Origin of the sequence: Pseudomonas sp. X4 (assembly GCF_040784925.1) — a bacterium.
Lineage (GTDB): Bacteria > Pseudomonadota > Gammaproteobacteria > Pseudomonadales > Pseudomonadaceae > Aquipseudomonas > Aquipseudomonas putida_Z.
The window spans coordinates 1,872,215-1,893,792 of the sequence record NZ_CP160798.1 but is presented as its reverse complement, the minus strand read 5'-3'; the positions used below and the strand labels follow the sequence as shown (position 1 = coordinate 1,893,792).

Annotated in this window: 21 protein-coding genes and 1 riboswitch; of the genes, 14 read left to right on the top strand and 7 right to left on the bottom strand. The window is 63.7% G+C overall.

What is annotated here, in order from left to right; all coding sequences use genetic code 11:
- Positions 1-17: 17 nt before the first annotated feature.
- A riboswitch (S-adenosyl-L-homocysteine riboswitch) is annotated at positions 18-114 on the bottom strand.
- 178 nt (positions 115-292) lie between these two features.
- Positions 293-694 carry an acyl-CoA thioesterase gene (locus ABX298_RS08300; protein ID WP_003257757.1) on the top strand — a complete coding sequence of 134 codons (402 nt, stop codon included), beginning with the start codon at positions 293-295 and terminating at the stop codon, positions 692-694.
- Between the two features lie 118 nt (positions 695-812).
- Here the strand turns inward: ABX298_RS08300 and ABX298_RS08295 are convergent, their stop codons facing one another.
- Positions 813-2,048, bottom strand: coding sequence for a sodium:proton antiporter (locus tag ABX298_RS08295; RefSeq protein ID WP_025340891.1), 1,236 nt, complete (start codon positions 2,046-2,048; stop codon positions 813-815).
- A 320-nt stretch (positions 2,049-2,368) separates the two neighbouring features.
- Here ABX298_RS08295 and ABX298_RS08290 point away from each other — a divergent pair, with 320 nt between their 5' ends.
- Together ABX298_RS08290 and ABX298_RS08285 are read left to right on the top strand one after the other, a co-directional pair.
- Positions 2,369-3,202 (top strand): EamA family transporter, encoded by an 834-nt coding sequence (locus ABX298_RS08290; protein ID WP_367394289.1) that lies wholly within the window; start codon positions 2,369-2,371, stop codon positions 3,200-3,202.
- Positions 3,203-3,230: 28 nt separating this feature from the next.
- Complete coding sequence (locus ABX298_RS08285; protein ID WP_367394288.1) at positions 3,231-3,617, top strand: MAPEG family protein; 387 nt, start codon at positions 3,231-3,233, stop codon at positions 3,615-3,617.
- A 49-nt stretch (positions 3,618-3,666) separates the two neighbouring features.
- On the opposite strand, the gene ABX298_RS08280 is transcribed toward ABX298_RS08285, so the two are convergent.
- On the bottom strand, positions 3,667-4,818 hold the full coding sequence (locus ABX298_RS08280) for a murein transglycosylase A (protein WP_367394287.1): 1,152 nt from the start codon (positions 4,816-4,818) through the stop codon (positions 3,667-3,669).
- 119 nt (positions 4,819-4,937) lie between these two features.
- Between ABX298_RS08280 and ABX298_RS08275 the strand changes: the two genes are divergently transcribed.
- The gene (locus ABX298_RS08275; RefSeq protein WP_084785287.1) at positions 4,938-5,384 is read left to right on the top strand and encodes a cytochrome c; all 447 of its coding nucleotides are present in this window, start codon (positions 4,938-4,940) and stop codon (positions 5,382-5,384) included.
- A 135-nt stretch (positions 5,385-5,519) separates the two neighbouring features.
- On the opposite strand, the gene ABX298_RS08270 is transcribed toward ABX298_RS08275, so the two are convergent.
- From ABX298_RS08270 to ABX298_RS08255, 4 genes are all read right to left on the bottom strand, one after another.
- The gene (locus tag ABX298_RS08270) at positions 5,520-5,912 is read right to left on the bottom strand and encodes a DUF1090 domain-containing protein (RefSeq protein ID WP_085614684.1); all 393 of its coding nucleotides are present in this window, start codon (positions 5,910-5,912) and stop codon (positions 5,520-5,522) included.
- Between the two features lie 132 nt (positions 5,913-6,044).
- A complete protein-coding gene (ligB, locus tag ABX298_RS08265) occupies positions 6,045-7,745 on the bottom strand; it encodes an NAD-dependent DNA ligase LigB (protein WP_367394286.1) in 1,701 nt (566 codons plus the stop codon).
- Between the two features lie 145 nt (positions 7,746-7,890).
- Positions 7,891-9,081, bottom strand: a complete 1,191-nt coding sequence (metK, locus tag ABX298_RS08260; RefSeq protein ID WP_015272060.1) for a methionine adenosyltransferase — start codon at positions 9,079-9,081, stop codon at positions 7,891-7,893.
- An 18-nt stretch (positions 9,082-9,099) separates the two neighbouring features.
- A complete protein-coding gene (locus ABX298_RS08255; protein WP_025340884.1) occupies positions 9,100-10,092 on the bottom strand; it encodes a metalloregulator ArsR/SmtB family transcription factor in 993 nt (330 codons plus the stop codon).
- A gap of 344 nt (positions 10,093-10,436) precedes the next feature.
- On the opposite strand from ABX298_RS08255, the gene tkt reads away from it, so the two are divergent.
- The 9 genes from tkt to ABX298_RS08210 all read left to right on the top strand — a co-directional run bounded on the left by tkt (position 10,437) and on the right by ABX298_RS08210 (position 20,033).
- A complete protein-coding gene (gene tkt, locus ABX298_RS08250; RefSeq protein ID WP_025340883.1) occupies positions 10,437-12,434 on the top strand; it encodes a transketolase in 1,998 nt (665 codons plus the stop codon).
- Between the two features lie 151 nt (positions 12,435-12,585).
- Entirely contained in the window at positions 12,586-13,647 is a 1,062-nt protein-coding gene (gene epd / locus ABX298_RS08245; RefSeq protein WP_013974502.1) for an erythrose-4-phosphate dehydrogenase, read from the top strand.
- A 12-nt stretch (positions 13,648-13,659) separates the two neighbouring features.
- Positions 13,660-14,823, top strand: a complete 1,164-nt coding sequence (locus ABX298_RS08240; protein ID WP_075046574.1) for a phosphoglycerate kinase — start codon at positions 13,660-13,662, stop codon at positions 14,821-14,823.
- Positions 14,823-15,074 carry a hypothetical protein gene (locus ABX298_RS08235; protein WP_025340881.1) on the top strand — a complete coding sequence of 84 codons (252 nt, stop codon included), beginning with the start codon at positions 14,823-14,825 and terminating at the stop codon, positions 15,072-15,074. The genes ABX298_RS08240 and ABX298_RS08235 overlap by 1 nt, the downstream gene beginning before the upstream one ends.
- A gap of 160 nt (positions 15,075-15,234) precedes the next feature.
- A complete protein-coding gene (locus tag ABX298_RS08230) occupies positions 15,235-15,564 on the top strand; it encodes an MliC family protein (protein WP_013974499.1) in 330 nt (109 codons plus the stop codon).
- Between the two features lie 100 nt (positions 15,565-15,664).
- Positions 15,665-16,729, top strand: coding sequence for a class II fructose-bisphosphate aldolase (gene fba, locus ABX298_RS08225; protein ID WP_016712383.1), 1,065 nt, complete (start codon positions 15,665-15,667; stop codon positions 16,727-16,729).
- A gap of 322 nt (positions 16,730-17,051) precedes the next feature.
- Positions 17,052-19,184 (top strand): putative bifunctional diguanylate cyclase/phosphodiesterase, encoded by a 2,133-nt coding sequence (locus ABX298_RS08220; protein WP_367394285.1) that lies wholly within the window; start codon positions 17,052-17,054, stop codon positions 19,182-19,184.
- Positions 19,185-19,223: 39 nt separating this feature from the next.
- Positions 19,224-19,724, top strand: a complete 501-nt coding sequence (locus tag ABX298_RS08215) for a M48 family metallopeptidase (protein ID WP_084785286.1) — start codon at positions 19,224-19,226, stop codon at positions 19,722-19,724.
- Positions 19,725-19,736: 12 nt separating this feature from the next.
- On the top strand, positions 19,737-20,033 hold the full coding sequence (locus ABX298_RS08210; protein ID WP_075046570.1) for a helix-turn-helix domain-containing protein: 297 nt from the start codon (positions 19,737-19,739) through the stop codon (positions 20,031-20,033).
- 86 nt (positions 20,034-20,119) lie between these two features.
- On the opposite strand, the gene ABX298_RS08205 is transcribed toward ABX298_RS08210, so the two are convergent.
- Positions 20,120-20,572: a GNAT family N-acetyltransferase gene (locus ABX298_RS08205; RefSeq protein ID WP_075046569.1), complete on the bottom strand. Its 453-nt coding sequence runs from the start codon at positions 20,570-20,572 to the stop codon at positions 20,120-20,122.
- Between the two features lie 155 nt (positions 20,573-20,727).
- Here ABX298_RS08205 and ABX298_RS08200 point away from each other — a divergent pair, with 155 nt between their 5' ends.
- Positions 20,728-21,465, top strand: a complete 738-nt coding sequence (locus tag ABX298_RS08200) for an ABC transporter substrate-binding protein (protein ID WP_075046568.1) — start codon at positions 20,728-20,730, stop codon at positions 21,463-21,465.
- Positions 21,466-21,578 lie beyond the last annotated feature (113 nt).

Here is a 21,578-nt window from a genome sequence, read left to right as displayed (position 1 = left end):
AGCCTCCATTCGTAGTGTGCGAATGGGCGCCGTTGTGCGTTAAGCGCCCGCGAGAGCGAGCAACGCCCCATCCGAGCCTGACAGGCCTAGCCTGCTGCAGCGCCCCTCGGACGGGTGGCGGGCATGGCGCCGCTGTGGGCGGCCATGTGAAGCGGCGGAGATTATAGCCGCGCCCGCCGGCTTGCCCAAGGTTTTCTGTCGATTAATCGCGACGATAGTCGATGTTCAATGGAGCGACAGCGGCCGCTCTGCCATCATTGCTACACGTTAGCCAAGCAGGTCAGGAGTACAGATGAACTTTCATACCCGCAAGTGGGTTAAACCCGAAGACCTCAACCCAAACGGCACTTTGTTCGGTGGCAGCCTGTTGCGCTGGATCGATGAAGAGGCGGCGATCTACGCCATCGTCCAGCTGGGCAACCAGCGCGTGGTGACCAAGTACATATCGGAAATCAACTTCGTCAGTGCCTCGCGCCAGGGCGACATCATCGAGCTGGGCATCACCGCCACCGAGTTCGGCCGCACCTCGATCACCCTCAAGTGCGAAGTGCGCAACAAGATCACCCGCAAGGCCATCCTCACGGTCGACAAGATGGTCTTCGTCAACCTTGGCGAGGATGGGTTGCCGGCGGCGCATGGGCGGACCGAGATCAAGTACATTCAGGACCAGTTCCCGGATTCGGCAGTGGAATGAACATTCTGGGGCTGCTTTGCAGCCCTTTCGCGACACAAGGCCGCTCCCACAGGAGATCGCATACATTCTGTGGGAGCGGCCTTGTGTCGCGAAAGGGCCGTAAAGCGGCCCCAGGATCTCAAGGCTGAGCGCTCACCTTGCGCACCACCCGCCCGATGCTCAACCCCTGCACCAGGATCGACGACAGCACCACGATGTAGGTGATCGACAGCAGCAGGTCACGTTCCTCGCCCAGTGGCAGCGACAGTGCCAGGGCAACCGACACCCCACCGCGCAGGCCACCCCAGGTCAGCACCCGTACCGTGCCCTTGGGCACCGGGCGCCAGCGGCGCAGCAGCACGATCGCCGGGGCCACGGTAAGCAGCCGCGACAGCAGCACCGCCAGCGCCAGCACGCTGCCGGCCGCCAGGTGCATCCAGTTGAATGGCAGCAGCAACAGTTCCAGGCCGATCAACGCGAACAGCAGCGCGTTGAGCATGTCGTCGATCAGTTCCCAGAAACCGTCCATGTAGCGACGGGTCATGTCGTTCATGGCCAGGTTGCGCCCCAGGTTGCCGATGATCAGCCCGGCCACCACCATGGCGATCGGCGCCGAAACATGCAGTTCGTAGCACATCGCCGAGCCGCCGATGACCAGCGCCAGGGTCAGCATCACTTCCACCTGATATTGCTCGACACTCTTGATCATGCGGTAGGTGGCGTAGCCGATCAGGCCGCCGAACACCACGCCGCCGATGGCCTCGCGGGCGAACAGGATCGCGGTGTCGGTCATGCTCGGCGTCTCGCCCAGCTGGATGATGCCCAGCAACACGGTGAACACCACCACCGCAGTGCCGTCGTTGAACAGCGACTCGCCGACGATAGTGGTTTTCAGCGGTTTGGAGGCATTGGCTGTACGTAGCGCGCCGAGCACGGCAATCGGGTCGGTGGGCGAGATCAGCGCACCGAACAGCAGGCAGTAGATCAGCGGCACCTGCCAGCCGAACAGGGCGAACACCCAGTGCGACAGGTAGCCGATGACCACGGTGGCAATCAGTACGCCGACGGTGGCCAGCAGGCCGATGGGCCAGCGGTAGCTGCGCAGGTCGGAGAGGTTGACGTGCAAGGCGCCGGCGAACAGCAGGAACGCCAGCATCCAGTGCATCAGCAGGTCGTTGAAGTCGATCTGGTTCATCAGCCCTTCGACGCGCGCTTCCAGGCCAGGGAAGCCGATCAGGCTCAAGCCCTGCAGCATCAGGGAAAACAGCAGCGCCGTGACCATCACGCCGATGGCAGGGGGCAGGCCGATGAAACGGTAATTTACATAGGTGAGGAGGGTGGTAAGGCAGATAAACGCGGCAACTAGTTCAAGCATCCCGAATCCTGTAACAGTGGCTTCCAAGTCGTAACCCGAATGGCTCGGGCAGTTCTTTGATGACCTGGCGCGGGGTTCGGGACACAGGGTTTGACCGGATTCGTTTGAAACGTTCCCATCCAGAAGGTTGTATCGCATACCCTGGCTTGTGCAAAACCCGAAGGCTGGCGCGGTCTCTGTGGGAGCGGGCATGCCCGCGAACACCGGCAAAGCCGGTGACATGCACCAAGTTGCTTTCTTCGCGGGCATGCCCGCTCCCACAATGGTCCCCTCGAGCGCTGTATATTCACCAACATAAAAAGCCACAAGGATAAGAAGGCGTGCTGGCAACTTCCCTGGTGTTGGTCGCTGCCCTGCTGCATGCGACCTGGAATACCCTGATCAAATTCAGCGGCGAGCGCCTGCTGGTGATCGCCAGCATGGATACGGTGGCGTTGGCCTTCGCGGTGCTGGCGGTGCCCTTCGTCGAGGTACCGCCGGCCAACATCTGGCCCTGGCTGCTGGCGTCGGCGCTGGCTGAGCAGCTATATCGCTTCCTGTTGATCCAGGCCTACCGCGTGTGCGACCTGGGGCTGGTCTATCCTCTGATGCGCGGGCTGTCGCCGCTGGTGGTGCTGGGGCTGACCCTGGCCTTTGCCGGCGAATCGCTGAGCCAGCAGCAGATCATCGGCATCCTGCTGATCCCCTGTGGCATGGCCTGCCTGTTGTGGCAGGGCGGTGGCGGTGACCGGCTGCCCTGGTCGATGCTGCCGGTGGTTGCCCTGATCGGCCTATGCATTGGCTGCTACACCTGGTTCGACGGCCAGGCCGTGCGCTTGTGGGGCAAACCCTGGGATTACCTGGTGTGGCTGACCTTGCTCAGTGCCTGGCCCTTCCCGTTGCTTGCCAGCGTGACGCGGCGTACGCCGTTCGTGTTGTTCTGGCGCCTGCAGTGGCGCCTGGGGCTGGCGGTTGGGCTGTGTGTATTGCTCAGTTACGCGTTGGTGCTGTGGGCCATGCACCTGGGGTCGGTGGCCGAAGCGGCGGCGTTGCGGGAGTTGAGCGTGATCCTGGTGGTGCTGCTGGGCATGCGCTACCTGAAAGAACCTTTTGGCGGACCGAGACTCCTAGCTTGCGGGCTGGTGTTGGCCGGCATGCTGGTAATGAAGCTTTGACCCGAAGACTGAACAAGGAGTCCTGTCCATGACTGTTGCCCTGTGGTGCATCCTGATCGCGCTGTTCTTGCCGCCACTGTGTGCGTTGATCGCCAAAGTCGGTAGTGGCCGCTTCCGCCTGCGTGACAACTACGACCCGCGCGCCTTCCTGGATACCCTGTCCGGGTTGCCGCGGCGCGCGCATGCTGCCCAGCAGAACAGTTTCGAAGCCTTCCCGGCATTTGCCGCGGCGGTGCTGGTGGCGGATATCGTCGGCAATGCCGAGCAGGTGACTCAGGATGTGCTGGGGGTGATGTACATCACCAGCCGGCTGCTCTACATCATCTGTTACCTGGCTGACTGGGCCATGCTGCGATCGCTGGTGTGGTTTGCCGGGTTGGCGATCATTGTGGCTTTCTTCGTGGTTTCCATCTGATACCGCGTCGCCTTCTTCGCGGGCTCGCCCGCGAAGAATTCACAGCCGATCAAGGTACTTTCGGCACCTCGGGCAGCGGCTTGCCCTTGGGCCACAGCATCCAGATCTGCCCCTGCTGCTTCATGTTCCCGGCCAGTTCTCCAGCTTCCGGCCCAGTGCCCCAGAACAGGTCGGCGCGCACCTCGCCAGTAATTGCCCCGCCGGTATCCTGGGCCCCCACCGGGCGTACCACCGGCGTACCGTCCGGGCGGGTGGTGGACAGCCACAGCAAGCTGCCCAGCGGAATCACCTTGCGGTCGATGGCCACGCTGTAGCCAGCGGTCAGCGGCACGTTCAGCGAACCCCGCGGCCCTTCGTTGCTGTCCGGGCGGGTGCTGAAGAACACGTAGCTGGGGTTGCTGGCGAGCAGTTCCGGCACCCGCTGCGGGTTGGCCTGGGCCCAGGCATGAATGGCGCCCATGCTCACTTCTTCCTTCTTCAACTGGCCTTGTTCCACCAGCCAGCGCCCGATTGGCCGGTAGGGGTGGCCGTTCTGGTCGGCGTAACCCAGGCGCAGCTGGCGCCCGTCTTCCAGTTGTACCCGGCCGGAACCCTGGATCTGCAGGAACTGCAGGTCCATCGGGTCGGTCAGCCAGGCCAGCACCGGTGCCTTGACGCCGTCACGGTTGATCACCTCGGCGGTGTCGTAAGGCTTTAGCACCCGGCCATCGAGGCGACCGCGCAGGCGCTTGCCCTTGAGTTCGGGGTACACGCTGGCCAGGTCGACCACGATCATGTCGTCGGGGATGCCGTAGACCGCCACGTGGTTGGTTGCCGATTGGCTCAGGCTGCCAGGGTAGACCGGTTCGTAGTAACCGGTGATCAGGCCGTTGGCATTGTTTTCGGCCGAACGCAGGCCGTATACCTGCAGGTTCTGTTGCAGGAAGGCGCGCACTTGCAAGGCATTGTCGGGCACGCTGGCGGCTGCTTCGCAAGTGCTGGCCCAGACGGTGTCGCGCTTGAGCTTTTCACAGCCGTTGCGCCAGGCCTGGAAGCCCGCCACCAGGTCGCTGTCGCTGACGGCAGGCAGGTCCTGCCAGGTGGCATTGGCGTAGGTGGCGATGGCATGGGGCTCAGGTTTGGCGCTTTCGCCACCGTTGCAGCCAGCCAGCAGGGCCAGCACCGGGAGTGTCCAGGCCAGATGGCGCAGGGCAGATTTCATGAGTACGTTCCTGTCATGGGTGAACACGGATATTCGCCCCTGTTTTTTATGTGGCTATTGGTCTTTGGCCGCTGGGCAGCGATACTGGCCGCCCATTTGCGTAGGCCGAAGTGACCGTGATGTTGAAGCGATTGACCGTTGTTCTGCTGGCAGCACTGGCCCTGGGTGGTTGTGACCGGGTTGACCCGAACTCCCCGCTGGGCAAGCGCAAGGTGATCTTCAAGGACATGCTCAAGACCAGCGAAGACCTGGGCGGCATGTTGCGTGGGCGGTTGCCGTTCGACGGGGTGAAGTTTGCCGATGGTGCGCTGAAGCTGGACAACCTTTCGCACCAGCCCTGGCAGCACTTCCCACAGGCGCGTGATGGTGGCGACAGTAGCGCGCGTGCCGAGGTATGGGAGCGTCAGGCACGCTTTCATGACCTGGCCCGGCAGCTGGAAGGCGTCACTGGCGAACTGGTCGATGTCACCCGCGGCCAGCCGCTGGACGCTGCGCAGCTGAAGGCGCCGATGGACAAGGTCGAAGCGGCTTGCAAGGCCTGTCATTCTGAGTTTCGTAATCATTGATGGCCTGTTGCGGCCTCATCGCCGGCAAGCCAGCTCCCACAGGTATCACGCTGCCCTTGAGTGCAATGCAGTACCTGTGGGAGCCGGCTTGCCGGCGATGAGGCCAGTAAAGGCAACGCAGTATTCGAATCTCTGTCAGCGATCCAGATCTTCCACCGCTTCCTGCAGCTCCTTGCGCGACTCGGCCAGCTTGTCCTTGCGCTTGTTGATCTTCTCCGAATCGCCTTTCTTCTCGGCTTTCTTCAAGTCCTTTTCCCGCTGTGCCACTTCGTGACGGGCGTCGAGCACCTTCTGCTCACGTTCCTTGCGCAGGCCGGCATCGGTGCAGTTGTCGACCCCTCGCAGCGCCTCTTCAAGCCCCGCGGCCTGATCGTTGTTGCCGTGGTCACGGGCAATCTTCAACTGGTTCTCGATGGCGCTACGCTTGGCGGCGCAACCGGTCAGGCCGGCATCCGGCTGGGCGGCTTGTACGGCGCCAGCGGCCAGGCCCAGTGTCGCGAGCAGGAAAAGGGTCGAAATACGTTTCATTAAAAGCCTCCTTGACGGGGCGGGGCAGCAAAAGTTGGGGGAAATCCTGCCTTGGTTTTGTCCATTTAGAAACCCTTGTTGGGGTTTTCCGGCTTAATCTAGGGATTTTCCTACGGGTAAATTGGTAAATAATCATTGCTCGATGCTTTGCCTGTCGATCCGGAATCCGTCGATCCCTGCCGTCGCCAGTTGCGTTGCAATGGCTTGAACCTCGGTGGTTGCAAAAAATCCAGCAAGCTGTTGCCCGCGCTTTTCGCCGATACCGGGCATGGCTTGCCATTCAAGGGTTGTGCGGGCAGCAAGCTCCAGCCAGTCGCCTGTCACCTGCATGCTGGTGGGGGTGGGCGCGCCCAGCCCGCGCAGCCATTGGGCAAAGGGCCGTGAGCGGGCTTGGTCGAAACTGCCCAGCAACTGCGCAGCCGTTGCGTCACTGATACCCGCTACCTGGCCCAGGCGCTCGGCATCCAGATGCAGCCAGTCGGTCATCGAGGTCACCAGCCCGGCAGCCACCAGTCGGCGCCAGGTGCCGGGGCCGGTGCGCGGAAGGGCCAGCCCCTGCTTGCCGCTGAGCCAGGTGAGGCGGGCGATGAACTGGTCCTCGCAGCCTTCGCTGGCCTGCCAGCAACTGTGGGCATGATGTTGGCCGGGCGCTGGTGCGGTTACCGGTTGGCGCTCGGCGGCGCGGTGCACCACTTGCTCCAGGCGCGGGATGGTCAGCCCGGCAAGGCTGACGGCCACCTGGTCACCGGGGCGGATGTCGAGCTTGAGCCAGCGTGCCAGCGAGCCCAGGCTCACCTGGGTGATTCGCCGGTCGTCCAGCGTAACCGGCAGCACGTGCAACACTGGCGTGACCCTGCCTGTGCGGCCAACGCGGAAGCGTACTTCGCGCACTTCGGCCAGGGCCTGCGTGTACGGGTGCTTCCACGCCGCGATCCAGTAGGGTGCCTTGGCCTGCCAGCGCTCGGCCGGCGGCCGGACGCCTTGGCGCAACACCACGCCATCGGTGGCGAAGGGCAGGGGTGAGCGGTACCAGTACTCACGCCAGTGCGCGGCATCGTCCGCTGATTCTATGGCGACGCTGTAATCCTGGCTGTGCGCAAAGCCCAGTTCCGCCAGCTTCGCGAGGCGTTCGGCCTGCTGCTCGGGGCCTTGTGGCCAGTCCCACACGAACAGGCCGATGCGCTCGCCTTGCTCACGGCCCAGCTGCTTGCGAGCCAGCAGCCCGGCTACCGTCCCTCGGGCGTTGGCGCTGCCTGCCTGGGCTTGCACATGCGCATCCAGGCGCAGGTAAAGTTCGCCCTGCAGTTGCAGGTCGATGGCCTGGGGCAGCTGCCGGTTGATTGCGTCGAGCAGGGGGATGTGGCGGCTCCAGTCGTGCCCCTGCACGCCGTCCCCCCGGCTTATCAACTGCACCAGCCGGCCCTGTCGGTAGATGAGGGATACCGCTACGCCATCGACCTTTGGCTGCACCCAGACATCGGCCTTGCCGGCCAGCCAGCGTTCTACAGCCAGGCGGTCGGCCAGCTTGTCGACGCCGGTGTGCGGCACCGGATGCGGGATTGGCCCGCCAGCGCTGGCCAGCGGGGACGGGGTGGCCGCGATGCCAAAGCATTGCTGCAGTTGTGCCAGGCGCTGGCGGCTCTGGTCGTACAGTTCATCGGCCACCAGTGCGATGCCCTGACGATGGTAATGGTCGTCCCAGCGGGCAAGCGTGGCGCGCAATCGGCTCACTTCAGCCTCGACTTGTTGCGGGTTCCAGGTGGGGCATGTGGCGGCGCGGGCCAGGGGAGCATTCAACGTCAACAGCAGGGCGAAAAGCAGCATGAGCGGCATGGCCAGCATCCTTGCATGGCGGGTGGGAGCCCTCAGCCTAGGCAGGTAGCGTGCGGGTCGCCATGCAGTGTTTGTCAGTCCATATGTCACAAAAAAGCCCCTGCCGATTGCTCGGCAGGGGCTTTCGCCTGGCGCTGTAGGAAGCTTACAGGCCGGCAGCGTCACGCAGCGACTGGGCGCGGTCAGTGCGCTCCCAGGTGAAGGTGGTGAAGGTGTCGTCGCCGACCGTCTTCTGCTGCGGGGTACGGCCGAAGTGGCCATAGGCAGCGGTTTCCTGGTACATCGGGTGCAGCAGGTCGAGCATGGTGGTGATGGCGTAAGGGCGCAGGTCGAAGCACTCGCGCACCAGCTGGATGATCTTGTCGTCGGAGACCTTGCCGGTACCGAAGGTGTTGATCGAGATGGAGGTCGGCTGGGCCACGCCGATGGCGTACGACACCTGGATCTCGCAACGCTCGGCCAGGCCGGCGGCGACGATGTTCTTGGCCACGTAGCGGCCGGCGTAGGCGGCGGAACGGTCGACCTTGGACGGGTCCTTGCCGGAGAACGCGCCACCACCATGGCGGGCCATGCCGCCGTAGGAGTCGACGATGATCTTGCGCCCGGTCAGGCCGCAGTCACCCACCGGGCCACCGATGATGAAGTTGCCGGTCGGGTTGATGTGGTACTGGGTGCCCTTGTGCAGCAGTTCGGCAGGCAGGGTGTGCTTGACGATCAGCTCCATCACGGCTTCCTGCAGGTCTTTCTGCGAAACCTCAGGGTTGTGCTGGGTCGACAGCACCACGGCGTCGATACCGACCACCTTGCCATTTTCGTAACGGCAGGTGACCTGCGACTTGGCGTCCGGGCGCAGCCATGGCAGCAGCTTCGATTTGCGCGCTTCGGCCTGGCGCTCGACCAGACGGTGCGAGAAGCAGATCGGTGCCGGCATCAGCACATCGGTCTCGTTGCTGGCGTAGCCGAACATCAGGCCCTGGTCACCGGCGCCCTGGTCTTCCGGGCGGGAGCGGTCGACGCCCTGGGCGATGTCCACCGACTGCTTGCCGATGATGTTCATCACGGCGCAGGTGGCGCCGTCGAAACCGACGTCGGAGCTGTTGTAGCCGATGTCGATGATGACCTTGCGCACCAGCTCTTCCAGGTCGACCCAGGCGGAAGTGGTGACTTCGCCGGCGATGATGGCGACACCGGTCTTGACCAGGGTTTCGCAGGCTACGCGGGCGTATTTGTCCTGGGCGATGATGGCATCAAGGACGGCGTCCGAAATCTGGTCGGCGATCTTGTCCGGATGCCCTTCGGACACGGACTCGGAGGTGAAAAGGGAGTATTCGCTCATCTCGAAGGTTCCTGAAATTTACCGATGTTGTATGTCGCCAGCCGTCCGCTGGAAATGGCGGACCTGAATCTGGAAACCGTTACGCAAGCCCACGTACAGGCTGTCCCCGGGGGCCAGCCCGGCGGCGTTGGCCCAACGGGCCAGGTCGTCCTGTTCGAAGCCAAGCCACAGGTCGCCGCAGGCTTCGCGTGCCCACCCCTGGTCATGGCTGCACAGTTCGGTTACCAGCAGGCTGCCGCCTGCCTTCACCCGTTTGGCCAGCTGGCGCAAGGCCAGGGCCGGGTCGCTGAAATGGTGCAGCACCATGTTCAGCACAACGCAGTCGGCGGCCACATCCGTTGCACCCAGTGCATCGGCCAACTGCAGGTTCACGTTGTCGAGCCCTTCGCGCTGGCACACCTGGCGCGCCAGTTCGAGCATGGTCGGGCTGTTGTCCAGGGCGGTGACCTGGGCGAAGCGCCGGGCCAGGTCGGGCAGGAAGCCACCGTCACCGGGGCCGACCTCCAGGGCGCTGGCGGCCGGGTCGAAATTCAGTTTGTCGAGCAGCGCCAGCAGGCTTTCGCGGTACTGCGGCAGGCCGGCGATCAGGTCTTGCTGGGCACGGAATTTCTCTTCCACGCGCAGGAAGAAGTCCTGGCTGGTGGCTGCGCGGCGTTGCTGTACCTGGGCGATGCGCGCCTGCACGTCCGGCGGCAGGGCCAGGTCGTCCACTTCTTCGAGCAGCGCCGCGTGCAGCCGACCGCCCAGGCGCAGGCTGTCGGGCAGGGCGCGGCGGTAGAAGATGGCATTGCCCTCGCGGCGGGTCGCCACCAGCTCGGCCTGGGCCAGCACCTTCAGGTGGTGGCTCATGCCCGACTGGCCCACGTCGAAGATCTGCGCCAGCTCCAGCACGCCGAACGAGTCGTTGGCCAGGGCGCGCAATACGTTCAGGCGCAACTCGTCGCCACTGGCTTTGCACAGGGCTGCCAATGCTTCGCGTTGCTCGGGGATCGATTGCGCACGGAGGTTCATGGTGCGGCAGTCTAGACAGGCATCGTTGCCCTAGCAAGGCCAATATCAAAAAGTTTTGATATTGGCTGATGGGCGGAGTGCGGGGTTGCCCTTTCGGGCCTCTTCGCGGGTGAACCCGCTCCCACAGGTTCAGCACTGCCCTCAGCCTTGGTGCGACCCTGTGGGAGCGGGTTCACCCGCGAAGAAGCCGGCACCGATTTCCAGATTTTGCCCCGAAATCAGTGCCAATCAGAGGAAAATCCCCCGACTGCGACCATACGTCATTGCCCCAAGCCCCCCCAGTGGGCGAAAATGGCCGCCTTTTTTCGTGACACCACCTATTCAAGCCCCCCAGGAGATCAGCGATGCCCAGCCGTCGTGAACGTGCCAACGCCATTCGTGCCCTCAGCATGGATGCCGTGCAAAAGGCCAACAGCGGCCACCCAGGTGCCCCCATGGGCATGGCGGATATCGCCGAAGTGCTTTGGCGCGACTATCTGAAGCACAACCCGAGCAACCCGAGTTTCGCTGACCGTGACCGCTTCGTGCTGTCCAACGGCCACGGTTCGATGCTGATCTACTCGCTGCTGCACCTGACCGGCTACGACGTCACCATCGATGACATCAAAGGCTTCCGCCAGCTGCACAGCCGCACCCCGGGCCACCCGGAATACGGCTACACCCCAGGCGTCGAGACCACCACCGGCCCGCTCGGCCAGGGTATTGCCAACGCCGTGGGCTTCGCCCTGGCCGAAAAAGTGCTTGCCGCCCAGTTCAACCGTGACGGCCACAACATCGTTGACCACAACACCTACGTGTTCCTCGGCGACGGCTGCATGATGGAAGGTATCTCCCACGAAGTCGCCTCGCTGGCCGGCACCCTGGGCCTGAACAAGCTGATCGCCTTCTATGACGACAACGGCATTTCCATCGACGGCGAAGTGCACGGCTGGTTCACCGACAACACCCCGGCGCGCTTCGAAGCCTACAACTGGCAGGTGATCCGCAACGTCGACGGCCATGACGCCGACGAGATCAAGACCGCCATCGAGACCGCTCGCAAGAGCGATCGCCCGACCCTGATCTGCTGCAAGACCATCATCGGTTTCGGCTCGCCGAACAAGCAGGGCAAGGAAGACTGCCACGGCGCGCCGCTGGGCAACGACGAAATCGCCCTGGCCCGCAAGGAACTGAACTGGAACCACGGCCCGTTCGAAATCCCGGCCGAGATCTACGCCGAGTGGGACGCCAAGGCTGCCGGTGCCAAGGCCGAAGCCGAGTGGAACCAGCGCTTCGACGCCTACGCCAAGGCCTACCCGGAGCTGGCTGCCGAGTTCAAGCGCCGTGACAGCGGCGAGCTGCCGGCCGACTTCAGCGAGAAGGCCCAGGCCTACATCAACGAAGTGGCCGCCAAGGGCGAAACCATCGCCAGCCGCAAGGCCAGCCAGAACGCCCTGAACGCCTTCGGCCCGCTGCTGCCAGAGTTCCTCGGCGGTTCGGCCGACCTGGCCGGTTCCAACCTGACCCTGTGGAAGGGCTGCAAGGGTGTCGAAGCCAACGACGCCAGCGGCAACTACGTGTTCTACGGCGTGCGCGAGTTCGGCATGACCGCCATCATGAACGGCGTTGCCCTGCACGGTGGCCTGGTGCCTTACGGCGCGACCTTCCTGATGTTCATGGAATACGCCCGCAACGCCGTGCGCATGTCGGCACTGATGAAGCAGCGCGTGATCCACGTCTACACCCACGACTCCATTGGCCTGGGCGAAGACGGCCCGACTCACCAGCCGATCGAGCAGCTGACCAGCCTGCGCAGCACGCCGAACCTGGACACCTGGCGCCCAGCCGACGCGGTGGAATCCGCCGTGTCCTGGAAAAACGCCCTGGAGCGCAAGGACGGCCCTTCGGCGCTGATCTTCTCGCGCCAGAACCTGCAGCACCAGGACCGCGACGCCCAGCAGATCGCCGACATCAGCCGCGGCGGCTACGTGCTCAAGGACTGCGCCGGCGAGCCTGAGCTGATCCTGATCGCCACCGGTTCCGAAGTGGGCCTGGCTGTTCAGGCGCACGCCAAGCTGACCGAACAAGGCCGCAAGGTGCGCGTGGTTTCCATGCCGTGCACCAGCGTGTTCGATGCCCAGGACGCTGCCTACAAGCAGTCCGTGCTGCCGCTGGAAGTAGGTGCGCGTATCGCCATCGAAGCCGCTCACGCCGACTTCTGGTACAAGTACGTCGGCCTGGAAGGTCGTATCATCGGCATGACCACCTACGGTGAGTCGGCGCCGGCTTCGGCACTGTTCGAAGAGTTCGGCTTCACCCTGGAGAACATCCTCGGGACTGCCGAAGAGCTGCTGGAAGACTGATACAGGCGTAAGGCGAGGGCTTCCGCCCTCGTTTCGCGACACAAGGCCGCTCCCACAAGGTACTGCGTACGCGTTCCCTGTGGGAGCGGCCTTGCGTCGCGATGGGCCGCAACGCGGCCCCAACAGCCATCATGCGTTAGCGAGCCAACGAATGCCCCACCTGCGTCCCTACAAAGTTGCACTCAACGGTTATGGCCGTATCGGCCGCTGTGTCCTGCGCGCGCTGTTCGAGCGGGGGGCAAAGGCCGGTTTCGAGATCGTCGCGCTGAACGACCTGGCCGACCAGGCCAGCCTGGAATACCTGACACGCTTCGACTCCACCCACGGGCGTTTCCCCGGTGAGGTGAAGGTCGATGGCGACTGTCTGCATATCAATGGCGACTGCGTGAAGGTGATGCGCAGTGCCACCCCCGAAGGCATCGACTGGGCCGCCCTGGATATCGACCTGGTGCTGGAGTGCTCCGGCGCCTACCACACCCGCGCCGATGGCCAGCGTTTCCTCGACGCCGGCGCGCCGCGGGTGCTGTTCTCGCAGCCAATGGCCAGCGAGGCCGACGTCGATGCCACGGTGGTCTACGGCGTCAACCAGGCCTGCCTGACCGGCAACGAGCGCCTGGTGTCCAACGCATCGTGCACCACCAACTGTGGCGTGCCGCTGTTGCGTGTGCTGGACCAGGCATTCGGCATCGAGTACGTGCAGATCACCACCATCCACTCGGCGATGAACGACCAGCCGGTGATCGACGCCTACCACCACGAAGACCTGCGCCGCACGCGTTCGGCCTTCCAGTCGGTGATCCCGGTGTCCACTGGTCTGGCGCGTGGCATCGAGCGCCTGCTTCCGGAACTTGCCGGGCGAATCCAGGCCAAAGCGGTACGCGTACCGACCGTCAACGTCTCGTGCCTGGACATCACCCTGCAGACCGCCCGCGATACCAGCGCGGCCGAAGTCAACCGGGTGCTGCGCGAGGCGGCGCTGGAAGGCCCGCTGAAAGGCTTGCTGGCCTACACCGAGTTGCCCCACGCCAGCTGTGATTTCAACCATGACCCGCATTCGGCGATCGTCGATGCCAGCCAGACCCGTGTTTCCGGCCCTCGCCTGGTGAACCTGCTGGCCTGGTTCGACAACGAATGGGGGTTCGCCAACCGTATGCTCGACGTTGCCGAACACTATCTGCACGTCGTCCACCCAACCCGCAACAAACAGCCCTGAAGGACTGCATTCATGACCGTGTTGAAGATGACCGACCTCGACCTGCAAGGTAAGCGCGTACTGATCCGCGAAGACCTCAACGTGCCTGTGAAGGACGGTGTGGTAGCCAGCGACGCGCGTATCCTGGCAGCGCTGCCGACCATCAAGCTGGCCCTGGAGAAGGGCGCGGCGGTAATGGTCTGCTCGCACCTGGGCCGCCCGACCGAGGGTGAGTTCTCTGCCGAGAACAGCCTCAAGCCGGTCGCCGACTACCTGAGCAAGGCCCTGGGCCGCGAGGTGCCGCTGGTTGCCGACTACCTGGACGGTGTCGAGGTCAAGGCTGGTGACCTGGTGCTGTTCGAGAACGTGCGCTTCAACAAGGGCGAGAAGAAGAACGCCGACGAGCTGGCGCAGAAATACGCCGCCCTCTGCGACGTGTTCGTCATGGACGCTTTCGGTACTGCCCACCGTGCCGAAGGTTCGACCCATGGCGTTGCCAAGTTCGCCAAGGTCGCTGCTGCCGGCCCGCTGCTGGCAGCCGAGCTGGATGCCCTGGGCAAGGCCCTGAAGGCCCCGGCCAAGCCGATGGCAGCCATCGTTGCCGGCTCCAAGGTCTCCACCAAGCTGGACGTGCTGAACAGCCTGAGCTCGGTCTGCGATCAGCTGATCGTCGGTGGCGGCATTGCCAACACCTTCCTGGCCGCAGCCGGCCACCCAGTGGGCAAGTCGCTGTACGAGCCTGATCTGGTCGACACCGCCAAGGCCATCGCCGCCAAGGTCAGCGTGCCTCTGCCGGTCGACGTGGTGGTTGCCAAGGAGTTCGCCGAGAGCGCCGAAGCCACCGTCAAGGCCATTGCCGACGTTGCCGCTGACGACATGATCCTGGACATCGGCCCGCAAACCGCAGCCAATTTCGCCGAGCTGCTGAAGTCGTCGAAGACCATCCTGTGGAACGGCCCGGTCGGCGTGTTCGAATTCGACCAGTTCGGCAACGGCACCAAGGTGCTGGCCAAGGCCATCGCCGACAGCGCCGCGTTCTCCATCGCCGGTGGCGGTGACACCCTGGCAGCCATCGACAAATATGGCGTTGGCGCCGATATCTCCTACATTTCTACCGGTGGTGGCGCCTTCCTCGAGTTCGTCGAGGGCAAGGTCCTGCCGGCGGTGGCAATCCTGGAAGAGCGGGCCAAGGCCTGATGACGTCGGCGCTTGGCAAAGGGAGCGGCCTGATGGTCAAGCAATTGCCTGTGATGATGCTGGCTGGCCTGCTGAGCGCATGCGCCGGCAGCCCGGCCTCGGATGCCGACCCGGCGCAGCCGCCCAAGGGCGGTTGCTACCAGTCCGAGTGGCAGGCCGAGACCGTGCCGGTCATCAGCAAGCGCGTGGGCCCGGAAGGCCTGGAAAAGTACGACGAAGACCACCAGCGCAAGGCGCCGGGTTGCCCTTGATCGGGTAACAGGCAACCTGAAGGCTGATTTGTGGTCTTGAGGTAGGGGCCGCTGTGCGGCCCTTCGCGGGCTTGCCCGCTCCCACAGGTACGGCGCTTGACCTGTGGGAGCGGGCAAGCCCGCGAAGGGCTGCACAGCAGCCCCCAATCGAGGAAACTGAATGAAAGCGCTTTTGGCCGTGACGGCCCTGGCGACACTGGCAGGATGCTCGCTGCTGAAGCCGGCGCAACCCGCCCCGGCAGACGACTGGACCCGTTGGGTCTGCGACACACAGGCTGAAGTGCTGTGGCGCTTCGCCGATGCGCAGCGCGACCAGGTCGATGTGCGCCTTGGTGGCGGCGACCAGGTCTACCGGCTCAAGGCCGAGCCGGGTGCCTCGGGTGCGCTGTACAGCGATGGCATGCTGGCCTTCCATACCAAGGGCGAAGAAGGCCTGGTGTACTGGGTGGCAACCAACGATCTGATTGGGCGGGGCTGCAAGGCACCGTGACTGGCCGGGCCGCGAGGGTGGCCCACACTACTTGAACAGCAACCGCCCCTGCGGCAGGCTTGCACGAAACAAACGACGCTTGTCGGGAGAGAGATACACAATGGCACTCATTAGCATGCGCCAGATGCTGGACCACGCCGCCGAGTTCGGTTACGGCGTACCAGCTTTCAACGTCAACAACCTCGAGCAGATGCGCGCCATCATGGAAGCGGCCGACAAGACCGACTCCCCGGTGATCGTCCAGGCTTCGGCCGGTGCCCGCAAATACGCCGGTGCCCCGTTCCTGCGTCACCTGATCCTGGCGGCCATCGAAGAATTCCCGCATATCCCGGTGTGCATGCACCAGGACCACGGCACCAGCCCTGACGTCTGCCAGCGCTCGATCCAGCTGGGCTTCAGCTCGGTGATGATGGACGGCTCGCTGGGTGAAGACGGCAAGACCCCGACCGACTACGAGTACAACGTCCGCGTTACCCAGCAGACCGTTGCCATGGCCCACGCCTGTGGCGTTTCGGTAGAGGGTGAGCTGGGCTGCCTGGGTTCGCTGGAAACCGGCATGGCCGGTGAAGAAGACGGCATCGGCGCCGAAGGCGTGCTGGACCACAGCCAGATGCTGACCGACCCGGAAGAGGCTGCCGACTTCGTCAAGAAGACCCAGGTCGACGCCCTGGCGATCGCCATCGGTACCAGCCACGGTGCCTACAAGTTCACCAAGCCACCAACCGGTGACGTGCTGGCCATCGACCGCATCAAGGAAATCCACAAGCGCATCCCCAACACCCACCTGGTGATGCACGGTTCGTCCTCGGTACCGCAAGAGTGGCTGGCGATCATCAACCAGTACGGCGGCGACATCAAGGAAACCTACGGTGTACCGGTCGAGGAAATCGTCGAAGGTATCAAGTACGGCGTGCGCAAGGTCAACATCGACACCGACCTGCGTCTGGCTTCCACCGGTGCCATGCGCCGCCTGATGGCGCAGAACCCGAGCGAGTTCGACCCGCGCAAGTTCTTCGGTGAAACCGTCAAGGCCATGCGTGACGTGTGCATCGCCCGTTACGAAGCCTTCGGCACCGCTGGCAATGCCTCGAAGATCAAGCCGATTTCCCTGGAAGGCATGTACCAGCGCTACCTGAAAGGTGAGCTGGCCGCCAAGGTCAACTGATCTTCTGGCATTAATGAAAAAGCCCGCAGAAATGCGGGTTTTTCATTTTTGGGTGTTAGAACCTTATGCCTGTGCCGGCCTCTTCGCGGGTAAACCCGCTCCCACAGGTTACTCGCTGGCCTGGAAAGCAGTGAGGAACTTGTGGGAGCGGGTTTACCCGCGAAGTGGGCGGCACATATTCCCGGCAAAGCGACCGTTAGTCGGCTACCGTATAGTTGAGGCACTGATAGCGTTCTGATTGCATTGCGTGTTATCCGCTCAGGTCTAGAGTACTAGTGGATCCAACCGTATCTTGAAGTCGGTCACATAATAGAGAAGCAGCATGGATGGCGCTCACCCTCACCCCCAACCTCAGCCACTGGATGGCAGCTCGGTTCTTCTGGTGGTAGACGATTACCCCGAAAACCTCATCAGCATGCGGGCATTGCTGGCCCGTCAGGATTGGCAGGTGCTGACGGCAAGCTCGGGGATGGAAGCCCTGAGCGCGCTGCTCGAGCACGATGTCGACCTGGTCCTGCTGGATGTACAGATGCCGGAGATGGACGGCTTCGAAGTCGCCCGGCTGATGCGCGGCAGCCAGCGTACCCGGCTGACCCCGATCATTTTCCTCACCGCCAACGAACAGTCCGAAGCGGCCGTGCTCAAGGGCTACGCCAGCGGCGCCGTGGACTACATGTTCAAACCGTTCGACCCGCAAATCCTCAAGCCCAAGGTCCAGGCCCTGCTCGACCAGCAGCGCAACCGGCGCATGCTGCAGCGGCTGACCCGCGAGCTGGAAGCGGCCAGGGCCTTCAACGCATCGATCCTGGAGAACGCCGCCGAGGGCATTCTGGTGGTGGATGCCCAAGGCATCATCAGCTTTGCCAACCCGGCCATTTCCCGTTTGTTGTCAGCGCCGGTGCAGCAGTTGCAGGGCGCCCATCTGCTCGACCTGGTGCAACTGACCAGTGCCAGCCTGTGGAACGAATCGGACTTCTACCAGGCCTACCTGGGGCGGCGCATCTTCCGCGTGCACGATGCCCAGCTGCGCACCCTTGGCGGTGAGCTGGTGCCGGTGGCGTTGTCCTGTGCGCCACTGCCGGCAGAACAGCAGGCCATGGTGGTCACCGTGCTGGACATGTCGGTGGTGCGCAACCTGCACCAGCAGCTGGAGTACCAGGCCGTCACCGACCCGCTTACCGGCCTGCTCAACCGCCGCGGGTTCTACCAGGCCGCCGAAGGTGCGCTGCTGCGCAACGAGCGTTCGGACAAGGCGCAGGCGCTGATGTACATGGACCTGGATGGCTTCAAGCGCATCAACGACTCGCTCGGCCACGACGCGGGCGACCGGGTGCTGCACTGGGTAGCCGAACAGCTCAAGGATTGCCTGGGCAGTGAAGCGCTGCTGGCGCGCATGGGCGGGGACGAGTTCACCGCACTGTTCGACAGCCTGCCTTACCCGGAGCAGGCCGGGCGCTATGCCGAGCGGTTGCTGGAACGTATTTCCATCAGCCACCAGGTGGAAGGGCTGGATGTGAGCCTTGGGGTGAGCATCGGTATCGCCACCTATCCGGATTGCGGCGCCAATGTCGAAGGCCTCTTGCGTGCGGCCGATGCGGCAATGTATGCGGCCAAGCAGGCGGGGCGCCAGCAGTATCGCTTCTACGATCAGGAGCTCAACGGCCGGGCGCGTTCGCGGCTGATGCTCGAGGACAGCGTACGCACGGCCGTGGAGCAGCAAGACTTCACTCTGGTTTACCAGCCGCAGGTTGGCTTCAACGATGGCCGCCTGCGTGGCTTCGAGGCCTTGCTGCGTTGGCAGCATCCCAGTGTCGGCGACGTGCCGCCGGGGCTGTTCATCCCGTTGCTGGAAGAGGCGCGCCTGATCAACCGCCTGGCCAGCTGGATCTACCGCCAAGGCGCGGCTCAGCGCCAGGGCTGGTGCCAGCGTTTCCCGGCGGACCTGGTGCTGGGTATCAGCCTGAGCCGCGCGCAGTTCGCCATGCCAAGCCTGGTCGACGAACTGCACCGGGTCATCCAGCTTTACCAGCTGGACCCGGCGCAGCTGGAAGTGGAGGTGGCGGAAACCTCGCTGATGTACAACATCGATGCGGCGGTGAAACAGATACACCGCTTGCGCGAGCTGGGTGTGCGGGTGGCGCTGGATGACTTTGGTGCCGGCGACTGCTCGTTGCGCATGTTGCGCGACCTGCCGATCGATACCCTCAAGCTCGACCGCCACCTGGTCGCGCGCCTGCCCGACTCGGCGGTGGATGCCGCGCTGGTGCGCAGCGTCATCGGCCTGTGCGCCGACTACAGCATCACGGTGATCGCCGAGGGGGTTGAAACCCCGGCCCAGGCGGCCTGGCTCAAGGCCAATGGCTGTGAGTATGTGCAGGGGTTCCTGGTGGCATACCCGATGACCGCCACGGATGCCAGCAGCTTCCCGGTGATTTTCTCCTGGCCGGGGCCATGATTGGCTAGAATCGGCATTCGTTACACCGAATGCAGCGCCATGACCGTATTACGATACTTGCAAGCCTACCCCCCGCACCTGCAGCAGCAGGTGCGGGAGATGATCGACAGCGACCGCCTGGGCGAGTACCTGCAGCGCCGCTACCCCGACCGCCATGACGTGCAGAACGACAAGGCGTTGTACGGCTATGCCCAGGATTTGCGCCAGCAATACCTGCGCAGCGCGCCGAACCTGGACAAGGTGCTGTTCGACAATCGTCTCGACCTGACCCATCGGGCCCTGGGCCTGAATACGGCGATATCGAGGGTGCAGGGCGGCAAGCTCAAGGCGAAGAAGGAAATCCGCATTGCCTCGCTGTTCAAGGAGGCCGCGCCGCAATTCTTGCGCATGATCGTGGTGCACGAACTGGCACACCTGCGCGAGCGCGACCACAACAAGGCGTTCTACCAGCTCTGCCAGCACATGGAGCCGGACTACCACCAACTGGAATTCGACCTGCGCGTCTACCTGACCTATCGGGAGCTGCCGGGCAACTGTTAAGGACCACGCAGCATGGAAGTGAGCAAGACCAAGAGCAGCTTCTACCGCCGCCTGTACGTGGCCTGGCTGATCGACAGCCAGACCGCGACCAGCGTGCCGGCCCTGATGGAGGCCACCGGCATGCCCCGGCGCACCGCCCAGGACACCATTGCGGCGCTAGCCGACCTGGATATCGTCTGCGAGTTCGAACAGCAGGAAGGCGCGCGCAACCACGCCGGGCATTACCGCATTCATGACTGGGGAGCGATCGACAAGCAGTGGATCATCCGGCACCTGCGGCAGGTTCGCGAAGTGCTGGGTTATCCCTGATCCACTGGGGGCTGCTACAGGTAATCGCGTTCCCTTGTAGGAGCGGCCTTGCGTCGCGAAAGGGGGGCGAAGCACCCCCGGTGATCTCAACCCTTGCGCATCCCGATATGCGGAATGTCATCCTCAAGGTATTCCTCGCCCACCACCGCGAACCCATGCCGGGCATAGAACCCCTGCAAATGCGCCTGCGCCGACAGATAGACCGGCACCCCCGGCCAGCAATGCTCCGCTGCCTCCAACCCCTTGAGGAGCAAGGTATGCCCCAGCTTCAGCTCGCGCGCCGCAGGTGCAGTCACCACCCGCCCGATCACTACATCCCCACCCTGGGATTGCGGGTCGAGCAGGCGCAGGTAGGCCACCAGCTTGTCATCCTGCCAGCCCATCAGGTGCAGGGTATCGCCGGTCAGGTCCTGGCCATCGACTTCCTGGTAGGCGCAGCGCTGCTCGACCACGAACACTTCAGTGCGCAATTGCAGAATGGCGTAGAGCTGGTCCTTGCTGAGATCGGTGTGGTGCTTGCAGAGCCAGTCGATGGACATTGGCGCGAACTCCTTGAGTGGGCCGTCGATCATCGCATGATGTATGGGTCACGGCCAAAATAGAGGCTAAATGACACTATTGGCCGCTGCCCTCGGCGACGGCTTTGTGTAATCTCGTCGGCAGTGTGTGCCCTCCATTGCGAAAGGACGTGAGCATGCGGCCACTGCTTTGTGTTCTGGGATTGCTGGCAATGATGCTTGCAACACCCGCCCCGGGTCACGAAAAGCTACGCCTGGTGGCCGACAATTGGCCGCCGTTCACCGATGCCAGCATGCCGGGCGGTGGCCTGGCGACCAGCATCGTCACCACGGCGCTGGCCCGGGCCGGCTACACCAGTGGGGTCGAAGAGGCACCTTGGGCGCGGGCTCTGCTGGGGGTGAGCGAGGGGCGTTACGATGTGCTAATCAACGCCTGGTACAACGACTCGCGCGCCAGCATCGGGCAGTTTTCCAAAGCCTACCTGGTCAACCGCATTCGCCTGCTGCAGCGCAAGGGCGAGGCGTTTCGCTACAAGCGCCAGTCAGACCTGTACCCCTACAGCATCGCTGTGGTGCGTGATTACGCCTATTCCCCCGAGTTCGACCGCGACACCCGCCTGCACAAGGTGGCGGTGCGCAACTTTCCCTCTGCGGTACGCATGCTGGCGGCGGGGCGGGTGGACCTGGCGGTGGAAGACGAGTACGTGGCCCGTTACAACTTGCAGCGCGAACTGCCGGAGGTACGCGATGGGGTGATGCTGGTGGAGCCGCCGTTGGGGGAGAACACCCTGCATATCCTGGTCAGCCTGAAAAACCCGGAGCATGCGCGGATCGTCGAGCGGTTCGAGCAGGCGATTGCGGCGATGAAGGCGGATGGCAGCTATGCGCGGCTCATGCGCCAGCATGGCTTCTGATCTATATCGCCTGTGCCGGCCTCTTCGCGGGTAAACCCGCTCCCACAGGTATTACACAGGACTTGAAACTTGTGGGGTTCCTGTGGGAGCGGGTTCACCCGCGAAGAGGCCGG

Excerpts from the sequence above, each read along its gene's own strand:
- ABX298_RS08275 (WP_084785287.1), top strand. The coding sequence starts at position 4,938 with ATGTTGAAGCGATTGACCGTTGTTCTGCTGGCAGCACTGGCCCTGGGT.
- fba (WP_016712383.1), top strand. The coding sequence starts at position 15,665 with ATGGCACTCATTAGCATGCGCCAGATGCTGGACCACGCCGCCGAGTTC.
- metK (WP_015272060.1), bottom strand. The coding sequence starts at position 9,081 with ATGAGCGAATACTCCCTTTTCACCTCCGAGTCCGTGTCCGAAGGGCAT.
- ABX298_RS08215 (WP_084785286.1), top strand. The coding sequence starts at position 19,224 with ATGACCGTATTACGATACTTGCAAGCCTACCCCCCGCACCTGCAGCAG.
- ABX298_RS08295 (WP_025340891.1), bottom strand. The coding sequence starts at position 2,048 with ATGCTTGAACTAGTTGCCGCGTTTATCTGCCTTACCACCCTCCTCACC.
- ABX298_RS08240 (WP_075046574.1), top strand. The coding sequence starts at position 13,660 with ATGACCGTGTTGAAGATGACCGACCTCGACCTGCAAGGTAAGCGCGTA.
- ligB (WP_367394286.1), bottom strand. The coding sequence starts at position 7,745 with ATGCCGCTCATGCTGCTTTTCGCCCTGCTGTTGACGTTGAATGCTCCC.
- epd (WP_013974502.1), top strand. The coding sequence starts at position 12,586 with ATGCCCCACCTGCGTCCCTACAAAGTTGCACTCAACGGTTATGGCCGT.
- ABX298_RS08210 (WP_075046570.1), top strand. The coding sequence starts at position 19,737 with ATGGAAGTGAGCAAGACCAAGAGCAGCTTCTACCGCCGCCTGTACGTG.
- ABX298_RS08200 (WP_075046568.1), top strand. The coding sequence starts at position 20,728 with ATGCGGCCACTGCTTTGTGTTCTGGGATTGCTGGCAATGATGCTTGCA.
- ABX298_RS08205 (WP_075046569.1), bottom strand. The coding sequence starts at position 20,572 with ATGTCCATCGACTGGCTCTGCAAGCACCACACCGATCTCAGCAAGGAC.
- ABX298_RS08300 (WP_003257757.1), top strand. The coding sequence starts at position 293 with ATGAACTTTCATACCCGCAAGTGGGTTAAACCCGAAGACCTCAACCCA.
- ABX298_RS08235 (WP_025340881.1), top strand. The coding sequence starts at position 14,823 with ATGACGTCGGCGCTTGGCAAAGGGAGCGGCCTGATGGTCAAGCAATTG.
- ABX298_RS08220 (WP_367394285.1), top strand. The coding sequence starts at position 17,052 with ATGGATGGCGCTCACCCTCACCCCCAACCTCAGCCACTGGATGGCAGC.
- ABX298_RS08280 (WP_367394287.1), bottom strand. The coding sequence starts at position 4,818 with ATGAAATCTGCCCTGCGCCATCTGGCCTGGACACTCCCGGTGCTGGCC.
- ABX298_RS08255 (WP_025340884.1), bottom strand. The coding sequence starts at position 10,092 with ATGAACCTCCGTGCGCAATCGATCCCCGAGCAACGCGAAGCATTGGCA.
- ABX298_RS08270 (WP_085614684.1), bottom strand. The coding sequence starts at position 5,912 with ATGAAACGTATTTCGACCCTTTTCCTGCTCGCGACACTGGGCCTGGCC.
- tkt (WP_025340883.1), top strand. The coding sequence starts at position 10,437 with ATGCCCAGCCGTCGTGAACGTGCCAACGCCATTCGTGCCCTCAGCATG.
- ABX298_RS08285 (WP_367394288.1), top strand. The coding sequence starts at position 3,231 with ATGACTGTTGCCCTGTGGTGCATCCTGATCGCGCTGTTCTTGCCGCCA.
- ABX298_RS08230 (WP_013974499.1), top strand. The coding sequence starts at position 15,235 with ATGAAAGCGCTTTTGGCCGTGACGGCCCTGGCGACACTGGCAGGATGC.